The 25,547-nt window shown below is 43.1% G+C and carries 22 protein-coding genes; 14 read left to right on the top strand and 8 right to left on the bottom strand.

Annotation, left to right across the window (positions count from 1 at the left end; all coding sequences use genetic code 11):
* Window positions 1–123: 123 nt before the first annotated feature.
* Entirely contained in the window at window positions 124–2,631 is a 2,508-nt protein-coding gene (locus GSF13_RS21855) for an EAL domain-containing protein (RefSeq protein ID WP_174170601.1), read from the bottom strand.
* Window positions 2,632–2,951: 320 nt separating this feature from the next.
* Between GSF13_RS21855 and queA the strand changes: the two genes are divergently transcribed.
* The 8 genes from queA to GSF13_RS21815 all read left to right on the top strand — a co-directional run bounded on the left by queA (window position 2,952) and on the right by GSF13_RS21815 (window position 11,984).
* On the top strand, window positions 2,952–3,989 hold the full coding sequence (gene queA, locus GSF13_RS21850; protein WP_010607167.1) for a tRNA preQ1(34) S-adenosylmethionine ribosyltransferase-isomerase QueA: 1,038 nt from the start codon (window positions 2,952–2,954) through the stop codon (window positions 3,987–3,989).
* Window positions 3,990–4,203: 214 nt separating this feature from the next.
* Entirely contained in the window at window positions 4,204–5,343 is a 1,140-nt protein-coding gene (gene tgt, locus GSF13_RS21845) for a tRNA guanosine(34) transglycosylase Tgt (RefSeq protein WP_010374167.1), read from the top strand.
* 20 nt (window positions 5,344–5,363) lie between these two features.
* Window positions 5,364–5,702 carry a preprotein translocase subunit YajC gene (gene yajC, locus GSF13_RS21840; RefSeq protein WP_010374166.1) on the top strand — a complete coding sequence of 113 codons (339 nt, stop codon included), beginning with the start codon at window positions 5,364–5,366 and terminating at the stop codon, window positions 5,700–5,702.
* A gap of 24 nt (window positions 5,703–5,726) precedes the next feature.
* Window positions 5,727–7,586 (top strand): protein translocase subunit SecD, encoded by a 1,860-nt coding sequence (gene secD, locus GSF13_RS21835; protein WP_010607168.1) that lies wholly within the window; start codon window positions 5,727–5,729, stop codon window positions 7,584–7,586.
* A gap of 9 nt (window positions 7,587–7,595) precedes the next feature.
* Entirely contained in the window at window positions 7,596–8,540 is a 945-nt protein-coding gene (gene secF / locus GSF13_RS21830) for a protein translocase subunit SecF (RefSeq protein WP_010607169.1), read from the top strand.
* Window positions 8,541–8,672: 132 nt separating this feature from the next.
* On the top strand, window positions 8,673–9,200 hold the full coding sequence (locus GSF13_RS21825; RefSeq protein ID WP_010607170.1) for a hypothetical protein: 528 nt from the start codon (window positions 8,673–8,675) through the stop codon (window positions 9,198–9,200).
* Window positions 9,201–9,312: 112 nt separating this feature from the next.
* Entirely contained in the window at window positions 9,313–11,094 is a 1,782-nt protein-coding gene (locus tag GSF13_RS21820) for a bifunctional diguanylate cyclase/phosphodiesterase (protein WP_010607171.1), read from the top strand.
* A gap of 86 nt (window positions 11,095–11,180) precedes the next feature.
* The gene (locus GSF13_RS21815) at window positions 11,181–11,984 is read left to right on the top strand and encodes a transporter substrate-binding domain-containing protein (protein ID WP_211867091.1); all 804 of its coding nucleotides are present in this window, start codon (window positions 11,181–11,183) and stop codon (window positions 11,982–11,984) included.
* A 632-nt stretch (window positions 11,985–12,616) separates the two neighbouring features.
* On the opposite strand, the gene GSF13_RS24955 is transcribed toward GSF13_RS21815, so the two are convergent.
* The 4 genes from GSF13_RS24955 to GSF13_RS21800 all read right to left on the bottom strand — a co-directional run bounded on the left by GSF13_RS24955 (window position 12,617) and on the right by GSF13_RS21800 (window position 15,812).
* Window positions 12,617–12,739 carry a hypothetical protein gene (locus GSF13_RS24955; protein WP_264484056.1) on the bottom strand — a complete coding sequence of 41 codons (123 nt, stop codon included), beginning with the start codon at window positions 12,737–12,739 and terminating at the stop codon, window positions 12,617–12,619.
* Window positions 12,740–12,990: 251 nt separating this feature from the next.
* Window positions 12,991–14,622, bottom strand: a complete 1,632-nt coding sequence (locus GSF13_RS21810) for a methyl-accepting chemotaxis protein (protein WP_010607174.1) — start codon at window positions 14,620–14,622, stop codon at window positions 12,991–12,993.
* Window positions 14,623–14,748: 126 nt separating this feature from the next.
* On the bottom strand, window positions 14,749–15,459 hold the full coding sequence (gene rsuA / locus GSF13_RS21805; RefSeq protein ID WP_174170605.1) for a 16S rRNA pseudouridine(516) synthase RsuA: 711 nt from the start codon (window positions 15,457–15,459) through the stop codon (window positions 14,749–14,751).
* A gap of 23 nt (window positions 15,460–15,482) precedes the next feature.
* Window positions 15,483–15,812 (bottom strand): 5-carboxymethyl-2-hydroxymuconate Delta-isomerase, encoded by a 330-nt coding sequence (locus GSF13_RS21800; RefSeq protein ID WP_211867089.1) that lies wholly within the window; start codon window positions 15,810–15,812, stop codon window positions 15,483–15,485.
* Window positions 15,813–15,893: 81 nt separating this feature from the next.
* On the opposite strand from GSF13_RS21800, the gene GSF13_RS21795 reads away from it, so the two are divergent.
* The 5 genes from GSF13_RS21795 to GSF13_RS21775 all read left to right on the top strand — a co-directional run bounded on the left by GSF13_RS21795 (window position 15,894) and on the right by GSF13_RS21775 (window position 20,456).
* On the top strand, window positions 15,894–16,685 hold the full coding sequence (locus GSF13_RS21795) for a hypothetical protein (RefSeq protein ID WP_211867087.1): 792 nt from the start codon (window positions 15,894–15,896) through the stop codon (window positions 16,683–16,685).
* On the top strand, window positions 16,669–17,292 hold the full coding sequence (locus tag GSF13_RS21790) for a LysE family transporter (protein WP_010607178.1): 624 nt from the start codon (window positions 16,669–16,671) through the stop codon (window positions 17,290–17,292). The genes GSF13_RS21795 and GSF13_RS21790 overlap by 17 nt, the downstream gene beginning before the upstream one ends.
* A complete protein-coding gene (locus tag GSF13_RS21785) occupies window positions 17,292–17,822 on the top strand; it encodes a gamma-glutamylcyclotransferase family protein (RefSeq protein ID WP_211867085.1) in 531 nt (176 codons plus the stop codon). The genes GSF13_RS21790 and GSF13_RS21785 overlap by 1 nt, the downstream gene beginning before the upstream one ends.
* A gap of 46 nt (window positions 17,823–17,868) precedes the next feature.
* Window positions 17,869–19,431 carry a serine hydrolase gene (locus GSF13_RS21780; RefSeq protein WP_211867072.1) on the top strand — a complete coding sequence of 521 codons (1,563 nt, stop codon included), beginning with the start codon at window positions 17,869–17,871 and terminating at the stop codon, window positions 19,429–19,431.
* A 104-nt stretch (window positions 19,432–19,535) separates the two neighbouring features.
* On the top strand, window positions 19,536–20,456 hold the full coding sequence (locus GSF13_RS21775) for a histone deacetylase family protein (RefSeq protein WP_211867070.1): 921 nt from the start codon (window positions 19,536–19,538) through the stop codon (window positions 20,454–20,456).
* Here the strand turns inward: GSF13_RS21775 and GSF13_RS21770 are convergent.
* The gene (locus GSF13_RS21770) at window positions 20,453–20,752 is read right to left on the bottom strand and encodes a DUF4144 family protein (protein ID WP_211867068.1); all 300 of its coding nucleotides are present in this window, start codon (window positions 20,750–20,752) and stop codon (window positions 20,453–20,455) included. The genes GSF13_RS21775 and GSF13_RS21770 overlap by 4 nt on opposite strands.
* A 76-nt stretch (window positions 20,753–20,828) precedes the next feature.
* Here GSF13_RS21770 and GSF13_RS21765 point away from each other — a divergent pair, with 76 nt between their 5' ends.
* Window positions 20,829–23,345: an EAL domain-containing protein gene (locus GSF13_RS21765; RefSeq protein WP_211867066.1), complete on the top strand. Its 2,517-nt coding sequence runs from the start codon at window positions 20,829–20,831 to the stop codon at window positions 23,343–23,345.
* Here GSF13_RS21765 and GSF13_RS21760 read toward each other — a convergent pair.
* Window positions 23,318–24,139 carry a DUF2797 domain-containing protein gene (locus GSF13_RS21760; RefSeq protein WP_010607184.1) on the bottom strand — a complete coding sequence of 274 codons (822 nt, stop codon included), beginning with the start codon at window positions 24,137–24,139 and terminating at the stop codon, window positions 23,318–23,320. The genes GSF13_RS21765 and GSF13_RS21760 overlap by 28 nt on opposite strands.
* Window positions 24,140–24,253: 114 nt before the next feature.
* Window positions 24,254–25,537: a phosphoribosylamine--glycine ligase gene (purD, locus tag GSF13_RS21755; protein WP_211867064.1), complete on the bottom strand. Its 1,284-nt coding sequence runs from the start codon at window positions 25,535–25,537 to the stop codon at window positions 24,254–24,256.
* Window positions 25,538–25,547: the final 10 nt, after the last annotated feature.

The raw sequence follows: 25,547 nt of genomic DNA, 5'->3' as shown, positions 1-25,547 counted from the left end.
CAATCCTTTGAATGTCTATAAAATTAAGGTGTTACCTTAAAATTTGGTGACATTTTAAACTGGTATCTTTAATTATAGTGGACTTTGCAAGAAGTAAAAGTAACCTTTAGTATAAAAATGTTACTACGCTGTTTTTAGAGATAAAATAGTTTTTGCACTGCTCGCTAGTTGTTCAATAGGGAGCGGTCTAGAGATAAAGTAACCCTGTCCATAGTCCACACCTATTTCCTTAAGTTGTTGAAATATTTCTTTGTTTTCGACATATTCGGCAACTGAACACTTATCTAACGAGTGACTAATATCGTTTACAGCTTTGACCAGCGCCAGGTCAATTGGGTCGTTGAGCATGTCTCGAACAAAGGAGCCATCTATTTTAACATGCTGTGCGGGTAGCTGTTTTAGGTAGCTAAAAGTGCTGAAGCCTGTCCCGAAATCATCAATAGCGAAATGGCAGCCAAGATCGTTCAGATTTTTAATCATTGTCTGGGTTGCGTTAAGGTTATTGATACTGGCAGATTCTGTGATTTCAAAAATAACGCGATTAGCTGAAACTTGATGCTCTTTTAAACAAGCCTGAATGTGGGGTTGCAGTCGTTCATCTAAAAATGAATGAGCAGATAAATTAATCGCCACTTGGCTCAAAATCTCATGTTCAGCCAGTGCTTTAATGGCAGTTCTGATCACACATTGATCCATCAAAAATGTATCATTAAGTAGCTCTAATGCAGGAATAAACTGATTTGGGTAAACTGTCTCACCGTTAATCTTTAATCTAAGCAGTGCTTCGTAATAGGCTATTTGTTGTTTTTTGAAATCCCAGATCGGTTGATAGTGGAGTTCTATGCTGTCGTTCTGAAGCGCTTGCCTAACACTATGGCCCCATTCTAAACCGGTTTGCAGTGTTTGGTTTTGTTCATCTTCTTTATTATAACAATGAACCAAGTTGCGGCCGAGATTCTTGGCGATATAAAGGGCTATGTCAGCTTGTTTCAAACACTCGCTGGGATCCGCATTTTCATTGGTAATTTGCGTTAACCCGATAGAACAACTGAGAGAGTATGCATTATTTTCAAAGTGAAATTTATGTTCTTCGATAGCCATGCAAATGCTTTCAGCGCACATATGAGCATCAAGTAAATTGGTGTGCTTAAGCAGTACAGCAAATTCGTCTCCACCAATACGGAAAGTGAGATGCTCTTCACCTATTTTGTCACCAAACAACTCAGATACTTCTTTGAGTACAATATCTCCTTGCTGATGGCCTTTACTGTCATTGATGATCTTAAAGTGATCTAAGTCGATGTAAATTAGTGCATGTTCTATCTCTTGTGCAGACTTTACTTCATTGCACAGCTGATTCAGTTGTTGGTCGAAGTAGTAGCGGTTGTGTAAGCCGGTAAGCGTATCATGCAATGCTAAGTGTCTGAGTTGCAGCTCAGCTTGCTTGCGTTCGTGAATATTATCGAGTGTTGCAGTTATTGCGACCGAACTTGAGGTATTCTTGATAAGTTGTAGGCGACACTCGACCCACACTAGATGTCCTGCTTTGTGGCAGAGTTGCAGCTCTAATTGCGCATGTTGCCTGACTCCATTTTGAATTTCTTGAATGACTTTGTTGAAGGTCGGCAATTCATCTTTGGCAATATAATCGCGGAGCTGGGTATTGAGGCTTGACTTAATACCAAAGCCTGAGAGGTATTCCCATGCTGGGTTTATAAAGCGGATCGCGCCTTCCAATTCCAATTCAACGACAACTGTTCTCAGGTGGAGTAAAATCCGTTGGTGTGCAGAAAACAAATCTTTATAGCGACTTTCACTGCGACTGAGTTGCTCGACTTTATTAGCAAACTCGGCATAGCTCACCATAAAATCTTCTCGCCGCGCTGCATGGTCGCATACTTTGCTTAAAAAGGGCATATCGTATGGTGCTCGAACAAAGTCGGTAACACCTAACAATAATAGTTGTTCGGCATGGTCGGCATCGCGTTTGTCAATAATGGTTACAATGGCTTGGCTTGGACGATGTTTGAGAATACTTTCGACTAAGCTTTCTGCGGAACCTGATAAATCAGACGTAGTGTCCATTAAAACAATGGCGTAATGATCTTGTAGAAATAGTGATAAAGCGCTGGCCGCCGAGCTTACATGTGTGCAAACGAAATTGTGCGATAGGTGCTCACATATTTTTTGCGCACGTTGTTGGTTGGGCTCTAACAAGAGCAAGTTGAGGCGGCTGCTTTTATCTAAATGCGTTGACAACACATTGGCCAAAATTTGCGGCAACATGTCTTGACGTTCAAATGGCAGCACGGCATCAATACTGTAGCTACGAGCGGTGGTTTCGGCTATTCGTTCACAATAAGTCGGTGGAATAAGTACGATGGGTGTATTTTTGGGCGTTGCCAGCAGACCTGAGCGGATCATGCGCGAGAATCGCCAGCCGTCAATTTTGCCAACATCCAAGCCGGTGATCACTAGATCTACAGCTTGCGTCTTTAGTAAGCTTAGGGCATCTTGAGAGTCGGATTTGGCAATGATAGTAAAGACATCTAATGCACTAAGAGTTTTAGTCAAGGTTTGACGCTCGTGAGCACTGGCGTTAACAATGAGCAACGTTAGTTGTCTAGACACAATAAAAAAACCTCACCAGATACTGCGACACAATCATTGGGCTTGTCTTAAAGTTAGCAAATCGTACTTAACCGCTGCTTGATAATAATCAAACAGTGACACGAACTTTGCTCGGTAATCATAGCCGATAGCGATAAGTTATTGTTTAAACGTAAAGAATAAAGAACGTACTAAACAAAGGTGCACACCGTACAAAATTTTACATGGTGATTACCGTTTTAGACTCGCTAGGTTAAAGGTATTTACGCAAGGTTACAAGCACTTGATTTCGCCAAAACACCGCACTAGACTTGGCGCACTTTTAGAAATGAGGCCTTTCCATGCGCGTAGCAGACTTTAGTTTTGATCTTCCTGATGAGTTGATTGCCAGACACCCAATGAAGGAACGCTCTAGCAGTCGTCTTCTTACCTTAAATGGCAATAGTGGTGAAATAGAACACAAAGTATTTAGAGATATTTTGGCACTCATTAATCCAGAAGACTTAATTATCTTTAATAACACTAAAGTTATTCCTGCGCGTATGTTTGGTCAAAAAGCCAGTGGTGGAAAACTAGAAGTACTGGTTGAGCGCGTTGTAGATGAGCGGACTGTGCTTGCTCATGTAAGAGCGAGCAAGTCGCCAAAACCTGGTACTAAAATTGAGCTTGAAGGCCAAGCAACCGCAGAAATGGTTCAGCGCCACGGTGAATTATTTGAGTTGAGATTCGAGGGCGAAGAAAATGTATTGGCTATTTTAGATAAAATTGGCCATATGCCTTTACCTCCTTATATCGACAGACCGGATGATGAAGAAGATAAAGAGCGTTATCAGACTGTGTATGGTGAGAAACCAGGCGCAGTCGCTGCACCTACCGCCGGACTGCACTTTGATGATGAATTGATGGCTAAGCTAAAAGACAAAGGTGTTGAGATGGCCTTTGTTACTTTACACGTGGGCGCAGGTACGTTCCAGCCGGTGCGAGTCGATTCGGTGGAAGAGCATGTTATGCACTCAGAATATATCGAGGTCTCAGCAGAAGTCGTGGAGGCAATCAAAGCGGCAAAAGCCAGAGGAGGACGCGTCATCGCGGTAGGTACTACGTCGGTGCGCTCACTTGAGTCTGCGGCTAAAGCAAACGGCGGTGAAATTGCTCCACTTTACGGCGATACCGATATTTTTATTTATCCGGGCTACCGTTTTAACGTGGTAGATGCAATGGTGACTAACTTTCACTTACCAGAATCAACGCTAATCATGTTAGTGAGTGCGTTTGCAGGGCAACAGCATATTATGAAGGCTTACCAAACCGCCATTGAACAGAAATACCGCTTCTTTAGTTACGGTGATGCGATGTTCTTGCAAAAGCAAGATAAGTAACTCACGCCATACAACTATTAAAATGCCCAGTGTTGCTGGGCATTTTGCGTTTTATGGCTGTAAAGTTGCAAGCTCGATATGGACTTTGTGTTTTTTATCCCAATATTAGAATTGCGCTAGTAATCTTGGTAGAATCGAAAGATCACTGCCCTAAGCATTGGCTTAGCACGTTTTTTAGTCAAGGTTGGACTGTTTTTCCGACAACGAGGTAACAATGAAATTTGAATTAGATAGCAAACAGGGTAAGGCTCGCCGAGGTCGCTTGATTTTTGACCGTGGTGTGGTAGAAACGCCTGCATTTATGCCTGTTGGTACTTACGGCACAGTAAAAGGCATGACCCCTGATGAGCTCAAAGAAACGGGCGCACATATCTGTTTAGGAAATACCTTCCATTTGATGCTAAGACCTGGCACTGAGATCATCAAGCAGCACGGCGATCTGCATGATTTTATGAACTGGGATAAACCGATTCTGACCGATTCAGGCGGCTTCCAAGTATTTAGTCTTGGTGCAATGCGTAAAATTTCGGAAGAAGGTGTGTTGTTCAAGTCACCAGTTAATGGTGAGAAAATCATGTTGTCTCCAGAAAAAGCGATGGAAGTACAGCGCGACTTAGGGTCAGATATCGTCATGATTTTTGACGAATGTACGCCGTATCCAGCGACAGAAAAAGAAGCAAAAGACTCGATGGAGCTAAGCTTACGTTGGGCTAAGCGCTCCAAAGATGCACATGCTGATAATCCTTCAGCGCTATTCGGCATTATTCAGGGCGGTATGTACCCAGAGCTTCGTGCCGAGTCGCAAAAGGGCTTAGAAGAAATCGGTTTTGATGGTTATGCACTTGGTGGTTTATCAGTTGGTGAGCCAAAAGAAGACATGATCAATATTCTTGACCAATGTGCCTATAAAATGCCAGAAAACAAGCCACGTTACTTAATGGGCGTTGGTAAACCAGAAGATTTGGTTGAAGCGGTACGTCGCGGTATCGACATGTTTGACTGTGTAATGCCAACGCGTAACGCTCGTAATGGTCACTTATTTGTGACAGGTGGCGTGGTAAAAATCCGCAATGCAGCACACAAAACAGATACTAGCCCACTAGATGCGGAGTGTGATTGCCACACTTGTAAGAATTACTCTCGAGCGTACTTACATCACCTAGATAAGTGTAATGAAATTCTAGGCGCTCGACTCAATACCATCCATAACTTACGTTATTATCAACGTCTGATGGAAGGAATGAGAAACGCCTTATCTGAAGGTACATTTGATGAATTTGTCGAAGACTTTTATGCGCGCCGTGGCATTGCGGTGCCAGAGTTGGCTGACGTTGGTTTGACAGAAAATAATTAATTTATAAACGAGGAAGTGAAATGAGCTTTTTTATCTCAAACGCGCATGCTAGCACCGCAGCAGCTGCACCTGCTGGTGGTGGCATGGAAATGCTAATCATGTTAGGTATTTTTGGTCTGGTATTTTATTTTTTAATTTACCGTCCACAAGCTAAGCGTGTTAAAGAACACAAAGACCTAATGGGTGCATTAGGCAAAGGTGACGAAGTACTAACTCAAGGTGGACTTGTGGGTAAAATCACTAAAGTTGCTGATGATAAAGACTTTGTTGTAATCGCACTAAACGACCAAACTGAAGTAACAGTGCAAAAGTCAGCGGTTTCAGCTGTGTTACCTAAAGGTACAATGAAATCTCTATAAGAATAACAATAAAGGGATAGCCCAGTGTTAAACAAGTTTCCAATGTGGAAGTACTTACTTGTTCTCGCTGTGTTGGCTATCGGTATTCTTTATGCCACACCTAACTTGTATGGTCGTGATCCGGCCATACAAGTTTCTGGCACAAAAGGTGCTGATGCGACGCTCAGTGTATTAGATCAAGTTAACGAAACCCTACAAAAGAACAACCTTGCCGTAAAATCTTCTGTGTTAGAAGACGGTCAAATCCTTGTTCGCTTCAAAAATGTTGAAGATCAGCTTAAAGCACAAGATATTTTGCGTAATAGCTTAAGCGATGATTACATTTCAGCAATCAATATGTCTCCGGCACAACCTGAGTGGTTAAAAGACTTAGGTGCAAATCCAATGAAGCTTGGTCTAGATTTAAGCGGTGGTGTTCACTTCACTATGGAAGTGGATATGGTCACGGCGATGGACAATGCACTTGAGCAAATGGAGCAAGATTTCAAGAGTGATTTACGTGAAGAAAAATTGCGTTATCGCTCGGTGCGTCGGGTTTCTAATAGTGAACGTGTACAAGTAACGATGCGTTCGGAAGAGGACAAAGACGCGGCAATGAGCTTCTTGAGAAAGCGTTACCCGGGTAACGACTTTATCAATGATAGCAGCGACAGCCTTGCTTTCTTCTCAAGCCTTAGCGACCTTAAATATAAAGAGCTGCGTGAATACGCTATCAAGCAAAACGAAACCATTATTCGTAATCGTATTAACCAACTAGGTGTTGCTGAACCAAATGTTCAACGTCAAGGTGGTGAGCGCATAATTGTTCAACTTCCAGGTGTTCAGGACACGGCTCGCGCGAAAGAAATTCTCGGTGCCACGGCGACGCTTGAGTTCCGTGAAGTAGACGAAAATGCCGACGTGCGTGCAGCAGCACAAGGTCGCATTCCTCCAGGCACAGAAGTGATCCCACATAAAGATGGCTATCCTGTTGTGCTTAAAAAGCGCGTTATTCTTGAAGGTACGCATATCACAGGTGCGCAATCTGGTATGGATGAATATCAGCGCCCTCAGGTGAATATCAAACTTGATAGCAAAGGTGGGGCAAAAATGAATGCCTTTACTAAACGCGCCATCGGCAAACGTATGGCGACGGTTTTCATCGAATACAAACCATCTGGCAAGAAAGATGAAAATGGCAAAGCGTTACCACCAATCAAAGTGGAAGAAGTGATTAACGTTGCCACGATTCAAGCGCGTTTAAACAGCTCTTTCCGTATTACCGGTATTGATAGCCCAGCAGAAGCGCATAACTTAAGCTTGCTACTACGTGCAGGTGCACTGGTTGCGCCAATTCAAATCGTTGAAGAACGTACTGTAGGTCCAAGCCTTGGTCAGGAAAATATCGAAGCGGGTATGACTGCGGTTGTGCTTGGTTTTGCTTTTGTTCTTGCCTTTATGTTGCTGTACTACAAAGGCTTTGGTCTGGTAGCAAACTTGGCGCTTGCGGCTAACCTCATCATGATTGTGGGTGTGATGTCGATGATCCCAGGTGCGACGCTGACGCTGCCAGGTATTGCCGGTATCGTATTAACCGTCGGTATGGCCGTTGACGCTAACGTACTTATCTTTGAGCGTATTCGTGAAGAAATTGCGGAAGGTCGCAGTCCACAGCAAGCCGTTCACCATGGTTACGATAGTGCATTTAGTACGATTTTTGATGCAAATATCACCACTTTAATTGCAGCTGTGATCCTATTCTCTGTCGGTACAGGCCCAATTGCAGGCTTCGCGGTAACCTTAGCTATCGGTATCATTACCTCGATGTTTACAGCGATTGTTGGTACGCGTGCAGTTATTAATGCCATCATCGGTGGCAGACGTATCACAAAGCTATCAATCTAGGAGACGGACATGCAATTATTAAACTTAAAAGGCACTATCCGTTTTATGTCGGCAAGAAAGCTTTCAATGGCTTTCTCGGCATTGTTGATCTTGGCTTCAATCGGCTCATTTATGGTGAAAGGACTAAACTTTGGTTTGGATTTTACCGGTGGTACGGCAGTTGAAGTTGGATTTTCACAGCCAGCAGACTTAGCAAAGGTACGTAGTGTATTAGCCGAGAGCGGTTTTGCCGATGCCTCTGTGCAACTTTTTGGTTCAAGCCAAGAGGTATTAGTACGACTCGCCCCTCGTGGGGACGACGTGAAAGCTGAAGTATTAGGTAACCAACTCATCTCCGCGCTGAAACAAGCGGATGAAAGTGTGGTGATGCGCCGCATTGAATTCGTAGGTCCAAGTGTTGGTGAAGATCTCAAAGAGCAGGGTGGCTTGGCGATGCTAACCGCGCTTATCTGTATCTTGATTTACGTTGCTTTTCGTTTTGAATGGCGCTTTGCAGTAGGTGCTGTATTTGCACTTTTCCACGATGTTGTACTGACAATGGGTCTGTTCTCAATCTTAGGTCTGGAATTTGATTTAACGATTTTGGCGGCAATATTGGCGGTAATAGGTTACTCACTCAACGATACTATTGTTGTGTCTGACCGTATTCGTGAAAACTTTCGTAAAGTACGTATTGATGACACCTTAGAGATCATCAACATTTCACTGACACAAACGCTTAATCGTACATTAGTGACCTCAATCACGACTATTCTCGTTTTGATTGCGCTATTCGTATGGGGTGGTCAAACCATTCATGGTTTTGCGACGGCCTTGCTGTTTGGTGTGTTTATCGGTACATATTCTTCTGTTTATGTAGCGAGCTCAGTTGCAGTAGCAATGGGCGTTAGCAAAGAAGATTTGATCCCGGTAGAAGTTGAAAAAGAAGGTGCAGACCTAGACGCTATGCCTTAATCATGGAATTTGATGTAATAATCGAAAGCGGCTTTTTGGCCGCTTTTTTGTTGCCTGTAAAACGTCATTTTATTGTTTCTAAAATATTACATTACTATATAATGATAATCGTTATCAATAAAGGAGATACTTATGTACAAATTTGCGATGGCGGTTGGTGCACTGACATTAATGGCCGCATGTTCTAAGCAACCTGAGCTTGAGCAACAAACCGGATCTGTAACTACAGAAGCAACCTCATCTTTAGCACAATACAAAGTTCAAGCAGAGGCCTTACTTGCAGATATTCGTATCGAGAAAGATGCTGCAGCACTTGAAACACAATCCGCCGATCTTGTGGCTCTCTCTAGAACTTTGCTAAATGAGTTTGTGGCTAAGTACCCTCAGTGCCAGACTTATCTAGATGCCTTGGATAAGGCTGCGGATATCATTCCTACTTTACCACTTGAAGAGATCGAAACGGGCTATCACGCAGATGGTAAATTACCCAAGTTTGATGACCCTGTTTGCTACCATGCAAAAGATTTATTAGTGCATCCAGCAACGGTTCAAGCGATTGCGATGAAAGGGTTTAGTGGCGCTGAAGACTATAAGAGCGCAGAGATGGAAATTGTGGAAGTGATTGCACACTTTGATCAGGTAGAACGAGCGCTGAAGTAAGCGGTTGAAAATCATTCAATTGCAAATTGGGTACATTTCACCCGATTGACATATATCTGTCATACTCTGTTGCTACCGTGCGCGATTATACTTTTACAGTGAGTTTAATGCTGTGGATCCTTCGCGCACGTTAGTACTTAATACAATAATAAAAGAAAAAGCTGTATTTACTCTGTTTCAGCCAATCTACGATCTTGCGAAACGGCAAATCTTAGGGTTTGAAGCATTAAGTCGCGGCATGTCCGGCTCATTGTTGGAATCTCCAGACAAGCTTTTTGCGATCGCAAGTAAGCAGGAGCGTTTGTCAGAGCTGGAGATTATCTGTCGTGAAGCTGCTATTAAGCAGTTCGTTTCACTCAACCTTCCTGGTAAGTTATTTTTAAACGTTAGTCCAAAAGCGTTACTTGATCCGAGCCACCCAAAGGGCGAAACCAGACATCTTACAGAAGTGTATGGGCTCGATCCCAAGCGTGTCGTCATTGAAGTGACTGAGCAAGACAAAGTAGATGACGCGAATCTGCTACTAACTACAATTACCCATTATCGTGAACTTGGGTTTCAAATTGCGATTGATGATTTGGGAGCTGGTTATTCTGGTCTCAGAAAGTGGTCGGAGTTATGCCCTGACTACGTCAAAGTCGACAGATATTTTATCGACCATTGTGACCAAAGTGTGGTGAAACGCGAGTTTTTAAAGTCTATTATCGAGCTTGCTAAAGCCACTAGCACTCAAGTAATTGCCGAGGGAATTGAGCGGATGGAGGAGCTAAAGCTGATAGAGCAGCTCGGTATTGTAAACGCTCAAGGCTTTCTGCTCGCGAAGCCAACTCGAAAGCCACCGACAGAGCTGGCGTTGTTAAAATCCCTTCATTCGGAAGTTCGTTCCAGTGTCAATCAATTTGAGCAGTCGATGGCAATCGGTTGGCTTGCCAAAGAGGCCAATGCTATCCATGAATGTACGCAATGTATCGATGCTCATAGGCTGTTTGAACAAGATCGCAAGCTAACCAGCCTTGCAGTGGTTAATGATGCTAGAGAGCCTGTTGGGCTGCTACACCGAGATCAACTGACTGAGGTCTTTGCGGCACCATATGGCCATGCACTCTTCGATAAGAAATCAGTGATTAAGTTGATGGATAAACAGCCGTTAGTGGTGGATGAGCAGCAAGAGCTTGATACGGTGAGTAAGCAAATAACCGACCATGAATTTGATATTCGACGTCATATCATTATTACTAGAGATGGTCGTTATCTTGGCTTAGCGCCCTTGAGAGACATACTCAAGCACATCACAGAAGAAAAAATTCGTCATGCTCAACATGCCAATCCATTAACCATGTTGCCGGGCAATGTCGCGATAAATGAGGCAATAGAGCAAAGGTTACGTTCACATCATGACTTTTCTCTTGCATATATCGACCTTAATCATTTTAAACAGTTTAATGATTTATATGGATATGCCAGTGGCGATAGCGTGATTAAGCTACTTGCCGAGGTGACAGTTGATGTATGTGTACAGAGCTCAAGTTTTGTTGGGCATATCGGGGGTGACGACTTTATGGTGGTGTTCGATAATAATGATGCAGAAGTGTTGTGTCATGAGATCATCACTCAGTTTGAGCTTAAATCAAAAGCCTTTTTTACTCCCGAGCATGTTAGTGCTGGCGGTTACTGGGCAACAAATCGTGAAGGGCAAAAGCAATTTGTACCTTTACTCACTTTATCGATTGGTTTAGTGAGACCAGATTTACAACACTGTATCAATTCGCACCAAGTTGCAGCTTTAGCAACGGATGCTAAGAAAGAAGCAAAGCGCTATCGTAATAGCTATTTATTTGTATGTAACCGTCGCAAGCCGACAGTATCGACTGTACGATTGGAAAATGCAGGTTGACTATATTTTTAATTACGCAATAGTAATAGCAATCCGTAAGAATACTCTTGATTGTAGTATTGTTTCCCCTAAAAGAGGGTTGTGCGATGAAGTTAAAGTCGAGTGTAATTATCTCTGCTCTGGTGTTTCAAAGTGCTTGTATTGCAGCGCAATCCCCCGAGTTAATCTATGTCGCGAAAGAAGCGCGAACCTTGTACGATCGCGATCTTTATCTTTATGAATTACTAGAAAAGGCACTGGCTGCTGCTAAGTACTCAGCTCAAATCGAACACATCAAGATCCATCCTCATCAACAGCGTACGTTAATGGCACTAAGCCGAGGTAAGGTTGATTTACACTGGTCTATGACCAGCCCCGCACGCGAGCAAATCGCTATTCCCATTAAAGTCCCACTGTATGATGGACTTATTGGTAAACGCGTGCTGATTGTTCATAAAGATGTTTATCCAGCCATAAAAACGGTTCGTTCGCTTGATGAATTAAAGCGCTTTACCGCGGTACAAGGACACGATTGGCCCGATACTAAAATTCTTAGTTATAACGGTCTGAAGGTCAGGCCTATTTCCGATTATCAAACCATGTTTAATTTAATCGCGGATAAAAAAGCGGATTATTTTCCACGCTCGGTGATTGAGGCAAATTCAGAATTGATCGCACAAAATAACGAAAATCTCATGATCGTACCTGATTTTCACCTTGAGTATTCAACCGCTTTTTACTTCTTTGTGAATAAAGACAAGCCAAAACTTGCTTATGCACTCGAGGAGGGGCTTGCTAAGCTTAAAGAGTCTGGTGAATTAAAACGATTAAAACAAAAATATCGTTTAGTGTTACCGCCTGAAGGTGAAGGCATCAAATTGAATAACCCTTACTTTGCAAAAAACTACTAGCGTTTCTTGCGCAAGCTTGGGAGTGCGTAATCGTACTCTTCTTTGTATGTTAGGGCTGTTAAAGCTATCATAATTCCACATTTTGCTGAGTACAGAATATATCCTGCAATATCGGAAGAGTAGAAAAAGAAAGTCACATCATAGCCTTTACCATTTCTTAGGTAATTTTCGACAATAGTAGCGAATGTGAACAAAGCTCCTAAGATAGCCAACCATGGAAATATATTATCCGCAAAGGTGTATTTAATTTTATATCTTGGGAAAAGTTTTTTGGTTAATTCTGTCCGGTAAGTGAGTGGGGCGAGCACTATTAACTCGATAATTAGGTGAATGCCGAAAATCAAACTATTCTGAAATAATCTATTCTCAGGGGAAGATGATAGGCTAATTAATCCGGTTGAAAACACGAGTGTTTCAAGAACAAAGGGAGTCAGGCATAAGATGGACAGAATACATATGTTCACATCCTTCAGTCGTAATCCCACACCAAAACAGAGAGATATAAGTGCCGTGTACGTCAGAAAAAAGTGAAAATTAACATCGTGTATAATGAAGACTCCTACTACAACTAAGACATATGGTAGTAGTAAGTCTCCGAGTGCGAATTTTCTTTCCATAACTAACAATAATCTTTAATTGGCTTTGCTAGATTTGGTATTTGCATTAGCTTCAGCACTGTTAGCTGCTGGTTCATCTGGCATCCAAATACCACCACCAGAAACTTTTTTACATTCTTTCAAATTTAGTTTTTGCATTATCATAGTCCTTATTAAGTTTGCTTGATCTCTACGCAATCAAGCATTCAAACTTTAGGTTGCATATATTATTGCAATTATAACAAACAAAGAAGTCTCTTGAGACTACTAAAACTGAAACTCTCTGTGGGTACAAACTTAACACCAAATAAACACAAGGTGAATGAAAAATTAAAGAAATTTTTCAATTAACAGTTTAAATAAATTTACACTTGGCTAATTGTATGAAAAATAAGAATAAAGTTGACTTATTACACTTTGAATTTGGCCATCTCAATCTCTAGATTTCCAGATAAAGATTTAATTGTATCAGTCGCTTTATGTGCTTTTTCAGACACACTTGCCGTCTGTGAGGCCGTGTCAGAGATAACAACGACACGTTTGGCTGTATCTTCTCCTGCATCCAACTGTTCTTTGGCTGCTTGAGCTATTTGATGACTCATCTGCGATATAGATTTTAAAGAATCGGCGACTTGTACAAGCGCTTGAGATGCCTTAGATGACATACTCACCGTTTTTTCGCTTGTTGCAATGCTCAAGCTTACAGAAGCCTTCGCATCTTGAGTTGCACTTTGCAGTTTAGTGATCATGGTACGGATCTCTTCTGTACTGGTTTGAGTGCGCTGAGCAAGCTGTCTGACCTCGTCCGCTACGACAGCAAAGCCTCGTCCTTGCTCTCCAGCTCGAGCAGCTTCTATTGCAGCATTGAGGGCTAATAAATTGGTTTGCTCGGCGATAGATTGGATAACGGTAAGTACATTAGCGATATTAGATACTTCTTCATCTAGTACTTGAATATTATTACCAGCGCTGTCAATTTGTTGCTCTAATAATGCAATTTCAGTTGCTGCTTGAGCTGTCAGTTTGTCGGCAGCATTACCTTGCTTTTCAGCCTCTTGAACTGAATCCGCAGCTTGCTCCGCATGTTCGACAACGGTTTGTGCTGATGCTGTGAGTTCGGTAATTGCTGAAGCCACCATTTGAGTTTCTGCATTTAAACTACGAGTTAGATTCTCAAGTTCTACTGAGCGTACCTCACTGTCTGATGTTTGGTTTTGTAGCGCCTTAGTTGCTTCTTTAAGCCCTTCAACTACTCCTTTTAATCCGCCTTGCATATAGTCCATGGCTGCGAGAATACTATAATCTTGGCAGTCAGCAGTATTGATAGGTGTAGTTAGGTTTCCTCTTGAAACATGTTTTACGATTTCGAGCACATCATTGATTTCAGCACCAAGTTTGTTATTCAAAGACAGTCCAAACCGCGCAAGTGCGGTGGTCAATGCAATGGCAACCGCTAAAGAAAGTGCGACTAACCAGATTGCGGTGTCCCAATAACGATCGTTTACTTCTTTGTAGCTAATACCTGTGCCGACATACCAGCCAAACCCTGGTGTTTTTTGTACCACTGAAGTCAGGTCGACAACTTCTCCATCTCGCAGTGAAGTCCAATTGTAGGTAATGATCCGATCAAATTGGTTACCGACTAAGCGCTTCACCATGCTGCCTATGCTTTTGCCGTCAGCATCTTCAAAGTCATTAAAGCTGGTGTTATGCAGCTGGGGGTCATGAGGTGTTGCTACGAAGTCCATTTTGTCATTAACAACATACACATACTCAGAGTCATGGTATTTATTTTCTCTTAAAACCTGAATTGCCATCTCTTTTGCTTGTTGCTCAGTCAGTTTCCCTTGCTCTGCAAAGCGCTCAAACTGTTTAACAATATTAACGGTGCTTTTCATTAATTGGTTGATACGCGCAATATTATCGCTTTCACTGGCATGGCGCAGAGCTTGAAGACCTACAAAGGCAACGGCAAGTAATGAAACAAATATTGCGGCGGCAAAGGTAATTATTTTTGCTTTTAATGTGAAACTAGAAAACACAGGATCGCCCCCTAAAAATACTCTCACTACATGATTTAGCATGTTTAGGGGGAAGTTGTAAGTAGGTTAATGCCCTAAGGAGGCGATTTTGAGATGATATTTACTCATACTACCTAAAGACGATGACTAACTTGCATTAATTATGCTTATTTCTTCATCAGTTAATGGGCGGTATTCGCCCTCAGCAAGGGTTGGATCAAGTTCGATCCCTGCAATATTTTCTCTATGAAGTTCAACTACTTGGTTGCCAACTGCGGCAAGCATGCGTTTTACTTGATGATATTTTCCTTCGCAAATAGATAAGCGTAGTGCAAATTTATCAATAAGCTCCGCTTTTGCTGGCAGGGTTGCTTGTTTCTCACCATGTAGTTCAACGCCTTGTTCAAGCTGTGTTAGCGCTTCTTCAGTGAGTTCGTCGCGACTTTCTAGTACATAGGTTTTAAACTTTTGTTTCTTCGGCGAGGTGATTTGATGAGACCAATCACCATCGTTAGTGAGCAGTACTAAACCCGTGGTATCGATGTCCAGTCGACCTGCAACATGAAAATCTTTTAAGTTAGGTTCTTCAATTAAATCGAATACTGTTGGGTGTAATTCATCACTATTTGCACATACATAACCTTGTGGTTTGTTTAGCATATAGTAGCGTAAACCCAAATACTCTAGGCGTTCGCCATCAAAAGTAATGTGGTCTGCTGGGGTGACTTGGATGTCGCCTTTTTTGACGATATTGCCATTGACGGTAACGAGACCTTTTTTAATATTAATTTTGACCTTGCTGCGTGGCATCTCTGCAACGTGGCTCAAAAATTTCTCCAATCTACATGGAAATTTCATAGTTAAATAACTCGAATAATAAATTAGTTTTTGCGATAAATATCGGATAATAAATCATAGCAATGGACACTGAGCGCAAAATGCTCCCCGACCTTTGCGAGCAAAAGCTTCAGAGCACCTTCCGTGAGCATTTGTTTTTGCTCTAATGTTCTACCAGCCATCATATGGATCTGCAGGTGAATAAACCCTTGTTTGCCATCACCTAACTGAAAATGCTCAAAAGCAACAGCACGGGTTTTGACGGAAGTTGGATCAAACAAGCCACTTGCACAGGCAAATTGCTGCACCTGTAATACTAACGCCTCGGTTTCAATTGGCAAATTAGCTGAGTGTTCAAGAATAAAGTGTGGCATGTGAAACTCCATGTTTTTGCATTAGGCTCAGAGTTTATGCTATTTATCAGGGGTTATTCCAGAAAAGAGTGAATTATTAGCATGCTGTCCTTATTTAAAGTCTCACCTTTGCTTAGCGATGAAGAAACCCAATGGTTAATTGATACCTTTGTCTGGGCATTTGAGCATTTTGATGGCGAGTACTTTTTAAATGAAACGCAGATCATTACTCCGACTCTCAGTTGTTTTCCTGAGCCGGTATCCAGTATTGAAGAGATGGCGGCGGTGGTTTTCTCCCGCGTAAAGTCCTACGCGGGGTTACAACAGTGGCCAATCACTTTGGTTGCGCCTGAACGCATGCTCGCGTCGACCAGCATGACTAAGCTAAACATTGCAGGGCGTTGGCGCGGTGAGCAAGCGGTTATCGCTGAATCGGCTGCGCCTATTTTGATTTCTTATAATCCTAACCAAATAAATCAGCCTCAAGATCTGATTGCCAGTTATGCAGGTGTCATGGCAAAAGTTTTAATTTTACAGCGTGGCGTGTTACCTCCAGGTGGGGAAGCGCAATTAGACGCGGCTTGTGATGTGCTGGCGAGCTTTTTTGGCTTTGGAGTCATGGTGTCTAATACCGTATATCACTTTAGGGGAGGATGTGGTTCTTGCTACAACCAATATGCCAACCGAAAAGCTGCACTGACGGAGCAGCAGAGTGTTTTTGTGCATGCCCTCGTATGTCATTTTAAAGGGGTGAAAGATGGTCATAAGCATCTTAAGTCACATCTTGTGAGCCAGTATAAAAAGGCGAAAAAGCAAATTAATACCTTAATGGATAACTCAGAGCGGGGTGATTTACTGGCCTTACAGGAGCATGCACATGCTCGTTTATCTTGATGAGTTTATTTTAATTGCGCTGGCACATTTTTTTGCTGTCGCAAGTCCAGGTCCCGATTTTGCGATAGTGCTTAAACAAAGTGTACAGCAGGGCAGAGCAAACGCCCTTTGGACAAGTTTTGGGGTTGGTCTTGGTATTTTAGTACATGTCAGTTATTGCTTATTGGGAGTTGCGTTACTGCTATCTCAATCTGAAACCTTGTTCACAGCAGTAAAATATATAGCCGCGCTTTACCTTGCTTACCTTGGTGTGCAAGCGTTGCGATATGCAAAACCCAATTCAGAGCAAGAAAATATCACTGCACATGCTGTTACTGAGTCTAATTGGACTGCGTTAAAACGGGGTTTTTTGGTCAATGCCTTAAATCCTAAAGCAACGCTGTTTTTCTTATCGCTTTTTACCCTAGTGATTGAGCCAACCACACCAAGCAGTGTGCAGTTGTTTTACGGTGTTTATATGGCATTGGCTACGTGGGCTTGGTTTTCGTTTTTATCTTTAGTTTTATCAAAAACAACGGTAAGACAATTTTTTCGTCGTGCAGGACATTGGTTTGATCGCGGGATCGGTGTGATCATGTTACTGCTTGCAGTAAGATTGGTGATCTAATGTGTGACAAAAACATTATTAACTTTAGCTTTGGTTCAAATATGTCGACTGCACGTTTGCTTGCTCGCTTACCACAAGCGAAGTTACTTGGAGTGGGGAAATTGCATGGCTATCGGCTGACTTTTGATATGTTGAGCACCGATGGTTCAGCCAAGTGTAGTATTACGCCGAGTACTGAAGCAAATAGCCATGTTTATGGCGTTTTGTATGCCTTGGATGAGCGAGAAAAAGCGCGTTTGGACGACATTGAAGGGGAGCGATACAGCTGTCATTGTTTGCCTGTTGAAAGGCAAGGTGGCGGTATGGTGGAGGCCTGGTGCTATATTGCTAACACCTTTGTGGAACATCAATTACCTTTCGATTGGTACGTACATCATGTGTTGGCCGGGGCAAAGGAGCATCAGTTTCCGACCAGCTATTTACAGGCTATTTCGGCACAATCACACGTTACAGATAATAATAGTGACAGACAACAACAAGAATTAGCCATCTATCAATGTGATATTACGAAGTTAAATCGCAAAGCTTGACTGGTAACATCATGATTGGTTGTGGCAAAAAAACCAAGGAAAAATAATGAAAATAAAACAATGGCTATTAACCTCAGGCCTAGTTGCTGCAAGTTTTCTTAGTGCACAGGCAAGCGCGGCAGTAAACCAACAGGATGTTGAAACTGCGGTAAAAAGCGCAATGACAAAGTTTAATATTCCAGGTTTGGCAATTGGTATCGTAGAAGATGGTAAGGTTGTGATGACCAAGGGCTTCGGAGTGACGCATTTAAATAAGCCAGCTAAGGTCAATGCGGATACCTTGTTTGGTATTGCATCCAACACCAAAGCTTTCACGGCAGCAGCACTGGCGATGTTAATTGATCAAGGCAAACTGAGTTGGGATGACAAAGTCATTAAACATATTCCAGAATTTAAGCTTTACGATAGTTATGTTACTCAAGAGATGACTATCCGAGATTTATTAAGTCATCGAAGTGGATTGGGCCTTGGGGCAGGCGATCTTATGATCTGGCCTGATACTGATAAAACCATGCCAGAATTGCTAGCTGGTATTTCACATCTCAAACCTGATTCAAGTTTCCGTAGCCATTACGCTTATAACAATTTGATGTTTGTTGTTGCAGGAGAAGTCGTAAGCCGAGTCAGTGGCAAAGATTGGCGCGATTTTGTTGAGCAGGAAATGTTTACTAAGCTGGATATGGATGACTCAAAGGCTGGATTCTCTCGGATCCCGGCTAACAATAGTAATTGGGCGACTGGCCATATTCCGATGGATGGCAAACTTACACCGTTCTTTGTTAATTACCTAGAAGATTTCCGTGGTGCTGGTGCCATTGCGTCTAACGTGGATGACATGACCAAGTGGTTACAAACTCAGCTTGAAGGTGGTCGCTTACCTTCTGGCGAGCAGCTATTTAGCCAAGAGCAACAAGTGCAAATGTGGCATCCACACATTACGCGTATTCCCGCAGCAAAAGCCGCAGAAGTATACCACCAACAGTTTAGAGGGTACGGCCTTGGCTGGGCGGTAGAAGACTACTTTGGTTATAAAAAGGTAGGTCACGGCGGTGGGATTTTAGGTATGGTGTCGCAAGTTGCGATGATCCCAGAGAAAAAATTGGGTGTGGTGGTCTTATCAAACCAACAAAAATACCCCGCACTTTCCGCGATTATCAATGAAGTGTTTGAAGATGCGCTTGGCCTAGAAGATAAAGACTGGGTGCAGATCATCGCCGATGATTACTTTAAGGCGCAACAAGATAAATACGCCAAAGCTGGGATAATCGAAGTTGCAAAACCACAGCCTGCTTTACCATTAAACAACTACACGGGAACACTAACTAGCGCTTGGTATGGCGATGTGGTAGTGGAAAAGCTCGGTAAGGAACTGCGCATTGATTTTACGCATACTAAGCGCTTAAAAGGGAAACTTGAGCACCTAACCGGTAACACCTTTGTGGTACGTTGGGATGAGCCATTACTTGAAGCAGATTCTTACATCAATTTTGTGATGGATAAATCTCAACGGGTTGAGTCTGCTGCGATGGAATTTGTTAATCCGGAAATAACCGACTTTAGTTTCGATTTCCATAACTTGGATTTAAAGGCGAAAGAAATCCAGCATTAGGATATACCAAAGTATCAAAGCCACAATTATGTGGCTTTGATATAGTGAAAGGATAGCTATTTAAATCAACCACGTCGCAAACTAACATAGGATGTATATTCGTTATGCGTACTGCAATTATTACTCATCCGTATTGCCGCAAGCATAAAATGACCGAGGAACATCCTGAGTGTCCTGCGAGGTTAGATGCGATATCAGACCGGTTGCTAGCGTCTGGACTTGATATCGCCATTGAGCACAAAACGGCGCTGAAAGCCGATACGTCACACTATGCATTGGTTCATGATCAAGCTATGATCAAAGAAGTAATGGATAAAATCCCTAATGAAGGGTTAACCGAGTTAGACGGCGACACTTGGCTTTGTCCTGATTCTATGAAAGCGATTGAACGCGCTGTTGGCGCAGGAATACTCGCGGTGGACGAAATAGTCGCAGGTAAACTTGATGCTGCATTTTGTTCTGTTAGACCTCCTGGGCACCACGCCAATCAAAGTACTTCATCGGGATTTTGTGTCTTTAATAATGTTGCCATTGCTGCCGCTTATGCCAAGACAAAGGGTGTAGATCGAGTGGCTATATTGGACATCGATGTACATCATGGTAATGGCACGCAAGATATTTTCAAAGACGATCATAGCGTATTACTTTGCTCTTTATTCCAACACCCTTTTTATCCAAATACCGCGATTGAGAATCATCAAACGCTAATCAATTCCCCGTTGAGTGCAGGAGCGGATGGCACAGACTTAAAAGCCTTGGTGGAGCAGCAATGGTTGCCTAAGCTGCGATCATTTAAACCTCAGCTCATTTTTATCAGTGCAGGGTTTGATGGTCATTTAGAAGATGATATGGGCGGACTCAAGTTTGTTGAACAAGATTATCAATGGTTTACTGAGCAAGTAGTCGAGTTTGCAAACTCATCGGACTGTTTGGGGATTATTTCCTACTTAGAAGGGGGCTATGATCTTTCTTCTTTAGGCCGCAGCGCCGTGACACATATCAAAGCGCTGGTTGAAGCCGGTTAGCTTAGACTTAATAAATCAAAAGCCTGCTGAGTATTGCTCAGTTGGATTTTGCTGACGCAACACTGGCCTTCGTCAACGAGATATTGTTGCACTAATTCGGTTAAATATTTCAAATCAATACCTTGTACGGGCGCACCTTGTGCGTTGCTGCAGCAATCGTTTGGGTATACTAGAATTAACCGTTTGAGTGACGCATCATCGAGCAGATGCGTTGCATCTCTAAGTGCTTTTTCATCTTCGATAAACTCTATACTTTGGTCTAATACCAGCAATAAAGGGTAGGTTTTTATCGCCATAATTTGTTCTTGGTCAAGTTATCAAAAGTGTCGCCCAGTATACTTCAAATTGGAATAATATTGCGAGAGTGTGCTTATGGTTGGTGATTCACGTCAGTTACAGATCAAAGAAGTATTTACCAATAGCTTGTTATGTTGCGATGAGCAAACCAGTCTATATGATGCGGTTGCGCAAATGCGAGCGAGCAGAGTGAGCTCGATCTTTATTACCCGTGCCGATGACATTATTGGTATCTGGACTGAGTCGGATTGCGTTAAGCTCAACTTTAACGACCCTGATTTTGCTCAGGTGCCGATCCGGGAAGTGATGACTACACCGGTGCAAAAAATTCAAATTGATAAAACCTTGAGCGAGGCGACGGTCAAATTCCACCAACTAGGGATCCGTCACTTACTCGTGGTGGACTCGGATAATCTGCCTTGTGGTGTGGTCTCTTTATCCGATATTGTGCGCAGCCAAGGGCTCGACCATTATTTACATTTTAGACCAATTGAGCAGCACTTTGACTCGAGCATTGTGATTTTAGACAGTGAAGACTGCGTCTCTGATGTTATCAATAATATGCGTGAGCTTAAGCTTACCGCTGTGCTGGTGTATAACCGTGAATTAAATGAGTATGGCATTATTACTCAGCGTGATATTGCGTATATTATTCTCAACCCAGATTGGCGTCAGCCTTGCTGGCAATTAGCCAGTTATCCGATGCTCTCCATGACGCCAAAAGACAGCCTATTCGATGCTTATCGGTTGATGACGGTAAACTCCATTCGTCATTTGGTGGTGACGTCACCAGATTCGCAACAAGTGATAGGGCTATTAGCGCTCAAAAATGTCCTGACTGAAATTGAAACTGCGTATTGTAGCGAGCTGGAAAAAGTCCTAGTACAACGTGATATTGCACTGCAAAAATCGGAGAAGAATCTTTATCTAGCTAACCGCATCATTGATGCTTCTCTCGATGGCATTATGATCACCAAAAGTTCAGGTGAAATAATCCAGATCAACCCAGCGTTTAGTGCGCTTACCGGCTACAAAGATTACGAAGTACTAGGGAAAAACCCAAGCATATTGAGCTCTGGGCTACATGATGAATGCTATTATCAGAGCATGTGGCAAACGCTCAGAGAAACAGGTGTGTGGCAGGGCGAGATCTGCAATCGTAAAAAGAGCGGTGAGATTTATGTTGAATGGCTTACGATTATTGAGATCAGAGAGCCGTACAGTGACGACATGCTCTACGCAGCCATTTTTAGTGACATTACGGAGCGTAAAAATGCTGAAGAAAAAATTGCTCGCTTAGCCTATTTTGATGAATTGACTGGGTTGCCTAATCGCCGCTTATTTTACGACAGACTCTCTATGGCATTGGCATCAGCGCACCGCTACAAGCAAAAACTCAGTGTGATGTTTATAGATTTAGACCGCTTTAAGGAAGTGAATGACTCTCTTGGCCACAGCGCCGGAGATGAATTATTGGTTCAGGTTAGCGAGCGGATAAAGTCTATTCTAAACGAAGGTGACACGTTAGCGCGACTTGGGGGCGACGAATTTGTTGTGCTACTGAGTGAAGTGAATGGCATGTCGGAGGTTATTGAGTTTGCTGACCAAATGTTGATGGCACTATCGAGCCCCTTTCAACTTGGTGATATGCAGGTGGCTGCAACAGCCTCAATGGGGGCTGCTATTTATCCCGAAGATGGTCATGACACGGAAACATTGCTTAAACACGCCGATGTTGCTATGTATCGCTCCAAAGAAGTAGGGCGCAACTCCTTTCAGTTATTCGAAGCTTCGATGAATGCACGCTCATTTGAGCGTTTATCCATGCTAAGTCGTTTTCAGAATGCCTTAGAAAATGATGAGTTTGAACTGCATTTTCAACCCTTGCAGTGCTTAACCAGCAGTCGTATTTCCAGTGTTGAGTGTTTACTGCGCTGGCGTGACCCAAATCTTGGGATGATCTCACCGGCTCAATTTATTCCACTTGCTGAGGAGCTTGGGCTTATTATTCGCTTAGATCAGTGGGTAATAGATAAAGCCTGTCAGCACCTGGCTAAATGGCAACGCGCAGGTGTTGAGATTAGGCGCTTGGCGATTAATATCTCGGCGTCACATGTCACTCAAGGTGACCTGTATCAATGTGTTGCGCAGGCATTAAAAAAGCACAGCGTCGACGGCAAGTATCTTGAGCTTGAGCTTACTGAAAATAGCTTTATCGGTAATCTGCTTGAGGCTAAGTACACCTTGAAAAAACTCAAGGAGCTGGGTGTAAAACTGGCGATTGATGACTTTGGTACAGGGTATTCTGCGCTCAGTTACTTGGCTAAACTGCCCATCGATATCCTAAAAATAGATGCTAGTTTTATTGCTAAAGTGCCCGATGAATATGGCAACAGCGAAATTGTTTCGGCAATTGTGGCGATGGCTAAGGCACTCAACTTGCAAGTTGTAGCTGAGGGCGTAGAAAAGCCTGTACAGAAACGTTACCTGCGCAAGTTAGGTTGTCATACAATCCAAGGTTACGTCTTCTGTAAGCCACTTACAGAAGACGATTGGCATGCATTTTATTCGTCAGAGAAGGTAATTTCGTAAGAAGTAAACTTACGGATATTGATCACACCATTATCAAAAATAAGGTATTGGCCTTTGATCCCTTCAAGCACGCCTGATACTACAGGGTCTTTATCAAAGTTAAACGAGCTGATTTTACTCGGGTGCTGCTCTACAGGGAAAGTGAGATCAACCACTTCCTCGTCCAGCACTTCAATGGCGGTTGCACCAAAGAGTTCAGCAAGTTCGTCGAGCTTTGCTTGGATCTCGGGAATAAGCTTAGCAGCTTCTGCTTTGAGGTCTATTTCAGGATTGATGCCTTTGAGCATATTGCGCCAGTTAGTCTTATCGGCAATAAACTGAGCCAGTGCCACTTCCACTAATCCTGACTGGTGACGGGTCTGCACCTTAAAAATCGGCAGTGCTTGCGTTGCGCCTTGATCTATCCAACGTGTTGGGATCTGCGTATGACGAGTGATCCCAACTTTAAGACCTGAGGTATTGGCCAAATACACATAGTGCGGGATCATACAGTTCTCTTCGCCCCATTGGGGTTCACGACAGGTGCCTTGATCATAGTGGCAGGTCTCTGGCTTCATAATGCACATGTCGCAGCTAGCGAGTTTTCTCATGCACACGAAACAGTGGCCTTGCGAATAGCTCTTTTTGGTTTTTTTACCACAGCTACTGCAAAATATATTGCCAGTGAAGGTAAGGGTAACTGGTTTACCAAAGTATTCGTTGAGCGATACTAAGTTATCACCCACGGGTAATTGATATTGAATAGGTTCAACAAGCGCTGACTTTAACTTGCTGAGTGTACCTTGTACTTGCATCTTTGCCCCTAAAAATGCTCATAAAAGGGTAGGATACCATTACAAACTTAGAAACGCAGTGTGTAAAAATGAAAAAGGCCAGCGTCGGGCTGGCCTTGCAAAGCTTAATGTGAATTAGCTTTCGCGTGCGATTGCACGATATGCGATATCTGTGCGGTACTCTACACCATCCCAGTGAATGTCTTTAACTAGAGAGTAGGCGCGTTTTTGCGCTTCGGTTACCGTGTGGCCAAGGGCCGTTGCACATAATACTCGACCACCTGCGGTGACTACATGCTCGCCATCTTGTTTAGTACCAGCATGGAACACTTTTTCACCTTCAGGATAGTTCACTTGAAGACCTGAAATAGCGTCACCCTTAGGGTAGTTCCCTGGGTAGCCACTAGCTGCAAGCACAACACCAACGGCAGCTCGCGGATCGAATTCGATCGATGTTTGATCAAGCTCTTCTCGGTTTGCCGCTTCAATCAGCTCAACTAAATCAGACTGAAGGCGCAACATGATAGGTTGTGTTTCTGGGTCGCCAAAGCGGCAGTTATACTCGATAACTTTTGGTGTGCCGTCTGCTGTGATCATCAAACCAGCGTATAGAAAACCTGTATAAGGGTGACCTTCTTTCGCCATACCTTCAACCGTTGGATTGATCACTTCAGCCATGATGCGTTCATGAATATCTGGCGTGACTACAGGAGCTGGAGAGTATGCACCCATACCACCTGTGTTTGGGCCTTTATCACCATCGTATGCACGTTTGTGATCTTGGCTGGTGGCAAAAGGAAGTACATTTTTGCCGTCAACCATGACGATGAAAGAGGCTTCTTCACCTTCTAAAAACTCTTCAATAACCACACGACTGCCCGCTTCGCCAAAAGCGTTACCCGCAAGCATATCGCGGATTGCTTCTTCCGCTTCCGCTTCGGTCATTGCCACAATGACCCCTTTACCAGCAGCAAGCCCATCAGCCTTAACGACGATAGGTGCCCCTTGTGCTTTCAAGTAGGCAAGCGCAGGCTCAATCTCTTCAAACGTTTGATAAGCCGCTGTTGGAATATCATGACGTGCTAAAAAGTCTTTAGTAAACGACTTCGAACCTTCCAACTGCGCTGCCGCTTGAGTAGGTCCAAAAATAGCTAAGCCTTCTTCACGGAAACGGTCAACTACACCGATAACCAGTGGCGCTTCAGGGCCAACAATGGTTAATTGCACATTGTTTTCTTTAGCAAAGACGACCAAGGCATCGATATCTTCAACGCCGATAGCTACGTTTTCGAGTTTAGGCTCAAGCGCAGTACCTGCGTTACCAGGTGCTACAAAAACCGTTTTTACAGATGGGTTTTGTGCGGCTTTGAACGCAAGCGCATGCTCACGTCCACCGCTGCCAATGACTAGTACATTCATGGCGAAATTT

This window comes from Pseudoalteromonas sp. M8, from assembly GCF_018141365.1.
Classification (GTDB): Bacteria; Pseudomonadota; Gammaproteobacteria; order Enterobacterales; family Alteromonadaceae; genus Pseudoalteromonas.
Note: the sequence above shows the minus strand (reverse complement) of the source record. Positions and strands in the feature narration are given on the sequence as shown.